The 6,714-nt window shown below is 29.5% G+C and carries 6 protein-coding genes; 4 read left to right on the top strand and 2 right to left on the bottom strand.

All coding sequences use genetic code 11. From position 1 onward, the window contains the following. The first annotated feature begins 33 nt into the window (after positions 1-33). From truB to ACQCX0_RS05005, 4 genes are read left to right on the top strand one after another with little or no spacing between them, the layout of a single operon-like run. Entirely contained in the window at positions 34-978 is a 945-nt protein-coding gene (gene truB / locus ACQCX0_RS05020) for a tRNA pseudouridine(55) synthase TruB (RefSeq protein WP_465029889.1), read from the top strand. Continuing rightward, positions 978-1,256: a 30S ribosomal protein S15 gene (gene rpsO, locus ACQCX0_RS05015; RefSeq protein ID WP_462563072.1), complete on the top strand. Its 279-nt coding sequence runs from the start codon at positions 978-980 to the stop codon at positions 1,254-1,256. The genes truB and rpsO overlap by 1 nt, the downstream gene beginning before the upstream one ends. Further along, complete coding sequence (pnp, locus tag ACQCX0_RS05010; RefSeq protein WP_462563071.1) at positions 1,256-3,346, top strand: polyribonucleotide nucleotidyltransferase; 2,091 nt, start codon at positions 1,256-1,258, stop codon at positions 3,344-3,346. Before rpsO ends, pnp begins: the two co-directional genes overlap by 1 nt. 10 nt (positions 3,347-3,356) lie before the next feature. After that, positions 3,357-4,760: an NAD(P)H-dependent flavin oxidoreductase gene (locus ACQCX0_RS05005; RefSeq protein WP_462563070.1), complete on the top strand. Its 1,404-nt coding sequence runs from the start codon at positions 3,357-3,359 to the stop codon at positions 4,758-4,760. A 78-nt stretch (positions 4,761-4,838) separates the two neighbouring features. Here the strand turns inward: ACQCX0_RS05005 and ACQCX0_RS05000 are convergent, their stop codons facing one another. Continuing rightward, on the bottom strand, positions 4,839-5,579 hold the full coding sequence (locus ACQCX0_RS05000) for a pyridoxamine 5'-phosphate oxidase family protein (RefSeq protein WP_462563069.1): 741 nt from the start codon (positions 5,577-5,579) through the stop codon (positions 4,839-4,841). 154 nt (positions 5,580-5,733) lie between these two features. Further along, positions 5,734-6,690 carry a magnesium transporter CorA family protein gene (locus tag ACQCX0_RS04995; RefSeq protein WP_462563068.1) on the bottom strand — a complete coding sequence of 319 codons (957 nt, stop codon included), beginning with the start codon at positions 6,688-6,690 and terminating at the stop codon, positions 5,734-5,736. Between the last annotated feature and the right edge of the window lie 24 nt (positions 6,691-6,714).

The following is a 6,714-nucleotide window of genomic DNA, read 5'->3' as shown; positions in this document are numbered from 1 at the left end:
CATTCCTGCTGAACCGCTCTTCCGATCTAAATTATGAGTAATATTACAGCAAAAGAGTTAACGGAGCAGTTACACGGCTTTTTATTGGTATATAAACCTAAGGGGTGTAACTCTACAAAAATAGTTAGTATTATCAGAAAAGTTTTAAAACAAAAAAAAGTAGGTCATTGTGGTACCTTAGATCCTTTAGCTCAAGGTTTATTACCTATTGCCATAGGTGAGGCTACCAAATTAGTTGATTATATTTTTTCTAAAAATAAAACTTATGAATTTATTATAGAATTCGGTACTAAAACCGATACACAGGATCTAGAAGGAGCTATTCTTAAAAAATCTGAAGTTATGCCAAGTCGAAGAAAACTTTTAGAAGAGTTAAAAAGTTTTATAGGAATAAGGCAACAAATACCTTCAAAATTTTCGGCTATTAAAGTAGGAGGGAAAAGAGCTTATGAATTAGCCAGAATTGGGAAAGAAGTTATTTTGAAGCCTAGAGCAATAACTATTTATAGTTTAGAATTATTAAATTTTAATATACTTAATAAACAAGCTCATTTAGTTGCTGAGGTTAGTAAGGGGACTTATATTAGAGCTCTAGGTGAAGAAATTGCTAATAATTTAGGAGCAGAAGGGGTTTTAGTTTATTTAAATAGAACTAAAATCAGAGGATTTAACCCTAAAAAATTTATTTCTTTGAATACGATAGATAATAATGTACCATTAATGAATAGCTTGATAAGTTTAGAAGATGTTCTAGACGACATCCCGGATATTGTTTTAAATAAAATGCAAGCTATAATGCTTTTAAATGGTAATAAAAAAATTAATTTGTCTGTAAATATAGATTTGTATAACCAAGTGTTAAAAGCTACATACTTAGGTAAATTAATAGCCCTTTTAAAATATAGAGAAGGGGAATTAAAAATTTTAAGAGTATTCAATCATAATAAAAATTTTGTATTAAGAAAGGATTTAATTTGATGTCGATAAATAAAGAAGAAAAGCATGATATTATTAAAAAATATGCACTAACAGAAAATGATACCGGTTCACCAGAAGTGCAAATTGCTTTATTAACTGAAAAAATTAAATACTTAACCGAGCATATGAAAGTTCATAAGAAAGACTACCATTCTCGCAGAGGGTTAATTATTATGGTAGAAAAAAGAAAAAAACATATTCAGTATTTAAAAAATATAAATAATACAAGATATGAGAATATTTTAGAAATATTACAATTACGAAGGAGCAGAACATAGTGTTTAATATAGTAGAAAAAGAAATTAATTGGGGTGGTAGAAATTTAAAAATTACAACAGGTAAAATAGCTAGGCAGGCATTAGCATCAGTAGTTGTAACTTATGGAGAAACACAGGTTTTAGCTACAATATGTGCTAATAAAACCTTAAATAAAGATATAGATTTTTTTCCTTTAAGTGTTCATTATCAAGAAAAATATTATGCAGTAGGAAAGTTTCCAGGTGGCTTTTTTAAAAGAGAAAGTAAACCCAGTGAAAAAGAAATTTTAATTTCACGTTTAATAGACAGACCTATTCGTCCTACTTTTGATGATAAATTTAAAAATGAAGTACAGGTTTTAGTTACTGTATTAAGTTATGATGGTGAAAATACCACAGATATTACCGCTATGATTGCAAGTTTTGTAGCTTTAGCTTTAAGCGGGTTACCTACTTCTGATATTGTAGGTGCGGCTAAGGTTGGGTTAATTAATGGTAGTTTTGTATTAAATCCTAAATATGCGGAAAATGCTAAAAGTGATTTAGAACTAATAGTAGCAGGTACTAAAGATGGTATCTTAATGGTAGAATCAGAAGCTCAGGAAATACAGGAAGAAACTATGCTAGATGCTTTAAGCTTTGCTCAAGATTCTTTTCAGCCAATTATTAATTTAATAAAAGAGTTACAACAAATTGTAGCTAAACCAAAATGGACTTTAGAGGCAGTATCACTTGAAGAAACAGTTTTAATTAAAAAGGTAGAAGAGTTGGCTAAAACAGAATTAGTACAAGCTTTTGAAGATATTAATAAGCAATCTCGTACTGATAAAATAGTACTAATAAAAAATAATATAATTGAGAAACTTAAAGCTGAAAATATTACTGAAGATTTACTTAAGGTAGCTTTCCCAAAAATTTTTAAAGATTTAGAAAAAAATATTGTAAGAGGTAATATACTTAATTTACAAAAAAGAATAGATAGAAGAAAATTAGATGAAATTAGACCTATTTTAGCAGAAATAGATGTGGTGCCTAGAGTACATGGTAGTGCTCTCTTTACTAGGGGTGAAACTCAAGCTTTAGTAATTACTACATTAGGAACAGAGGATGACGAGCAAATAGTAGATGATATTGAGGGAAATTCTAGAGAAAGATTTACCTTGCACTATAATTTTCCTCCTTATTCCGTAGGTGAATGCGGTAGAGCAGGAGCTCCTGGTAGACGTGAAATCGGGCACGGAAAATTAGCATATAGAGCACTAAATCCTTTAATGCCTAAGAAAAATCAGTGTCCTTATTCCATAAGAGTTGTCTCTGAAATTACTGAATCAAATGGTTCCTCTTCTATGGCTACTGTGTGTGGTGCTTCTTTATCTATGATGGTAGCAGGAATTCCTTTTACTAAACCTGTTGCTGGGATTGCTATGGGCTTAATTAAAGAGAATGATAAATATGCTGTATTATCCGATATTTTAGGGGATGAAGATTTTCTTGGAGATATGGATTTTAAAGTTGCAGGAACTGATGTAGGAATTACTTCTTTACAAATGGATATAAAAATTACTTCTATTACTAAAGAAATTATGAAACAAGCCTTAGAACAGGCTAAAAGCGGTAGAGTTCATATTTTGAATGAAATGGCTAAAGCTATTAGTACACCTAGAAGTGATGTAAATAAATATGCTCCGAAAATTAGAATGCTTCAAATCAGTAAAGAGAAAATTAAAGATGTAATAGGTACTGGTGGTAAGGTTATTAAAGAGATTTGTGAATCTGCAAAGGTAAAGATTGATATTAGCAATGATGGGATGGTAAGAATTTTTGGTTTTGATGAAGAGGGTATTAATAAAGCTAAAGAAAAGATCCTCTTTGTGGGGGCTTCTCCTGAATTAAATAAAGTGTATACCGGTAAAGTAGTTAAACTATTAGAATCTGCAGCTTTTGTAAGATTTTTAGGAAGTACAGACGGATTTTTACATATTAGTGAAATTGCTGATAAAAGAGATTCTAAGATTAATGATTTCCTTAAAGTAGATGATATAATTAAAGTAAAGGTTATTGAAATAGGGGATAAAGGAAGAATTAGACTATCTGTAAAAGGTGTAAATTAAGGATATATTTTTGACTTTTCAATTACAAAAACTTAACATGTCTGGATTGGAAGTGTTTCCAATTATAGAAGGTGGCAAGGGTATTAGTGTTTCAAATGGCTTGACAGCAGGTTCTTTTGCTAGAGCAGGTTCTATAGGTACTTTTTCAGCGGTAAATGCTGATGATTACGATCTTAATGGTAATTATATTCTGCAAGTCTATGATACTAAGATTACAAGACAGCAAAAATTTGAACAAATGGTAGATTACGCTATTAAAGGCGGAATTCACCAAGCTAAAATTGCCTATGAAGTTGCTTCAAATTATGGAAGAATTCATATGAATATGTTATGGGAAGCCGGAGGTGCGGTTAGAATTTTAGAGGGTATTTTGGATAAAGTAAAGGGGTTAGTTCATGGGGTGACTTGTGGAGCTGGAATGCCCTATTCTTTATCAGAAATGGCTAGTAAATATAATATATATTACTATCCGATAGTTTCATCAGTTAGAGCTTTTAAAATTTTATGGAAAAGATCCTATTCCAAATGTAAAGAGTGGTTGGGTGGGGTGGTTTATGAAGATCCATGGTTGGCTGGTGGACATAATGGTATTAGCAATAGTGAAGATCCTAATAAACCCGAAGACCCATATCATAGGGTAAGAGCTATTAGAGAATTTATGACTGAGATTGGATTAAATCAGGTTCCTATTGTATTAGCAGGAGGAGTGTGGCATTTAAAAGACTTCTCACATTATCTTAATAATAAAGAAATTGGCTTAATAGCTTTTCAGTTCGGAACCAGACCACTTCTAACTAAAGAAAGTCCTGTGTCAGAAGAATGGAAAAAATATATTATTCATGCAAATATTGGTGATGTAGTATTAAATACCTTTAGTCCTACTGGTTTTTATTCTTCTGCTATGAATAATACTTTTTTAAAAGATTTAGAAACTAGGTCAGTTAGACAAATGATGGTTTCCAGAACTCAAACTGAGGAATTTTCAGAAATTATACCCAGTGGGAACGGAATCACAAATTTTTATGTACAGAAATCAGATTTATCAAATGCTTTAGCTTGGATTAATGCAGGATATAATATATTAATGAGAACCCCAGATAAAACTGTAATCTTTGAAACTAAAGTAAAAGCTGAGCAAATTAAAACTGACCAAATTAATTGTATGGGGTGCTTAAGTCAATGTAGGTTTAGTGGGTGGAAAGATAAGGATAATTTTTCTACGGGGAAATTACCAGATCCTCGTTCTTTTTGTATTCAAAAAACCCTACAAGATGTGGCACATGGGGGGTCTATAGATAATAATTTAGTTTTTGCTGGACACAGTATTTATAAATTTAAACAAGATTCTTTTTATAATAATGGTTTTATTCCTACGGTTAAACAATTAGTAGATAGAATTATTACAGGTAAATAAATTTTTAACAAATAATTATGCCATATTTCAGAGGAAATCTTTAAAGCAGTTACTTTTATGATTATATGGAAATTAGTATTAATGTCCGTCTGCTACTGACTTAATGCTAAAGTTTCCTGTATTATTTATAGTTTCTAAATTAAAAATCTGCCCAAATCCTTTTACGTATCTTCCAGTAGTAATATTAATTTTTACTAAGTGAAAGCCTTTCATTGTTCTAATATTTTTTATAGCCGTATCAATTTTTTGCTCAAATAAATCTAGAATTTCTTCAGCAAAACTATCTCTTATTAAAAACTCAGCAGTAGCTCTAAATCTCACTCTAGTTCGAGTACTAATAACTCTAGCTGTACTTTCATCTTCTAAAAATAATAGTTCTAATTTAGGGTTATTTCTAAGATTACGATAATGGTCTGTTAGCTCACTTATAAATATATAATAGTGATGTTGATGTTGCAAACAGGGAGAGTATGAGGCATTAGGCCAATTATCCTGAGATAGAGTTCCTAAAATAACAGATTTTAAGTTAGCTATAAAATTTTTAATCTCTGTATTAGTATTAACTAATTTTTTCTCACTTAAATTATGTTTAGCTACTTTTGTTAAGTTAACTAGAATATCTTTTATATTTTTTTTATTAGCTTCTTCTTTAAAGTTTATGAAGAGATTTAATTCATTATTAATAACTAAAATCATACCGTTATTTTCAATACTTTTTAAGAAAATATTGGTAATTTTAGAGGTGTACCCTTCATTCTTGGCAATTGCTAAAAGTGCATCCTGATGGCGTTCATTCATATGATCAATTGCATACTGCATAATTTTACCTTTTAATTATGTTAAAAATATCCTACTAATTTAAAAATATCCTACTAATAAAATATACTTTATAGTGTAAAGATAAGCAATAAAATTTTAGTTAAATAATAGTAAATTAATTTAGTGATAGGTGATTTGATATGTTAGAAATTTTTTACTTCAAGAAATTTTTCCGCCAAAAAATTACAAAAATAATAGAAGTAACTATAGTTGATAAAGAAGTAATAAAATAAAAACCGAAAGTTGTATCTTTAAAGGGAATTTCCACATTCATACCCCAAAAGCTAGCGAATAATACAGGTACTGTTAATAAAATAGTAAATAAGGTTAAGGACTTCATAATAGTATTTTGATTATTAGAAATAATGGAAGCAAAACAGCCTAGCATATCAGTTAAAATTCTTGAATATTCTTCTGCCATAGCAATTGCTTGTTTATTTTCTATAAGCACGTCTGCTAATAAATCTTTATGTTCTTCATTAAAGAACACTAATGGGTGCGTATTTGCCGATACTTCCTGAAATTTAAGTAATTTTTCTGCTACCAATTCATTAGTATACAGGGAAAAATAAAAGAATGTTAAACTTTTTTGCAAACTCAAAAGTTTAAATAATTCTTCATTTTTAGTAGACTTATGAAGAGCTTGTTCTATTTGTTCTAAGTCATTTATAATATTTTGTAAATAATCTACAAACAAAACCCCACTATTATATAAAATTTGTAATAAAAATTTAATGCTATCTAAGCTTTCAATAACTGCTGTTTTAGCTTTAAGTTGCTTAATAATTTTAGTTTCTTCTAAACAAATAGTAAGCACATACTCTTTAGTTAAGATAATTCCCAAAGGAGAAACACTATATTTATCTTGTTTGGTCTTGATAGGAATATCAATAAAAATGGCAATATATTCTTTGTTGATTTCAATATGTGGTCTTTCTTCAGAATCTAGGGCTTGTAAAATAGATTCTTTAGGAATATTACATAAAGTTGTAATTTTATTTAATTCTGCAATGGTAGGATTAACCAAGTCTACCCACTTAATATTGGTTAATTGAAAAATCTGAATATTTATTTCAAATAAATAATTGTTATTATTGAGGCAGGACAGCATTGCTTAAGATCGGAAGAGCGTCGT

This window comes from Candidatus Hepatincolaceae symbiont of Strigamia maritima (genome assembly GCF_055505085.1).
The sequence above is the reverse complement of the archived record's forward strand: the minus strand, read 5'-3'. Positions and strand labels throughout refer to the sequence as shown.

Bases quoted from the DNA above. Each gene is read 5' to 3' on its own strand.
- truB (WP_465029889.1), top strand. From the start codon at position 34: ATGAGTAATATTACAGCAAAAGAGTTAACGGAGCAGTTACACGGCTTT.
- rpsO (WP_462563072.1), top strand. From the start codon at position 978: ATGTCGATAAATAAAGAAGAAAAGCATGATATTATTAAAAAATATGCA.
- ACQCX0_RS05000 (WP_462563069.1), bottom strand. From the start codon at position 5,579: ATGCAGTATGCAATTGATCATATGAATGAACGCCATCAGGATGCACTT.
- ACQCX0_RS04995 (WP_462563068.1), bottom strand. From the start codon at position 6,690: ATGCTGTCCTGCCTCAATAATAACAATTATTTATTTGAAATAAATATT.